The organism is Streptomyces sp. SID14436 (assembly GCF_010548465.1).
Classification (GTDB): Bacteria; Actinomycetota; Actinomycetes; order Streptomycetales; family Streptomycetaceae; genus Streptomyces.
The window spans coordinates 1-570 of sequence record NZ_JAAGMD010000719.1 but is presented as its reverse complement, the minus strand read 5'-3'; the positions used below and the strand labels follow the sequence as shown (position 1 = coordinate 570).

Here is a 570-nt window from a genome sequence, read left to right as displayed (position 1 = left end):
GCCGGCGGCGCGTCCGGTGCCGGGTCCGGGGTCGCGTCCGGTGCCGGGCTCGCGTCCTCGCGGGCGGCCGTGGCCAGGTTGTCCGCGAACCGGGTCAGCAGCCGGGTCACCGCCGCGGTCACCGCGTCCTGCGGGAGGCCGGTGATCCGGCCGTCGGCGCTCGCCGTGCCGTCGGCGGTGAGCGTGGCGCCGCCCTCGGCCTCCCGCAGCCTCAGCCGCAGGGCCAGTTTCACCGAGCCGGTGCCGCGGGTCTCCGCCGCGTCGCCCTCCAGCTCGTAGGACCCGTCGTCCCGCCCGGTGACGCGCACCGCGCCGCGGTAGGTGACGGAGTGACTGCCGATACGGACCTTCAGCCGGCCGGCGACCGGTTCCGCACCGGCGTCGTGCTGGAGCCCGGGCACCGCCCGGGCGACCCGCGCGGGGTCGTCCAGCACTGCTCTGAGCCGATCGACCGGAACCGGAACGAACACCTCGTGCTCCATGAGTGCCGAGCCTACCCAGGGGACGCCGGGCTGCACCCCCGTCCGCGCGAAGTCGCGGCGCGTCGGGGCACGGGCCGGCGCCGGCGGG

1 protein-coding gene is annotated in these 570 nt (G+C 77.9%); it reads right to left on the bottom strand.

Annotated features, from left to right (window positions below; genetic code table 11):
* A partial coding sequence (locus G3I53_RS25875) for an SRPBCC family protein (protein WP_203617432.1) occupies nucleotides 1-482 on the bottom strand: 482 nt, incomplete at its 3' end.
* Between the last annotated feature and the right edge of the window lie 88 nt (nucleotides 483-570).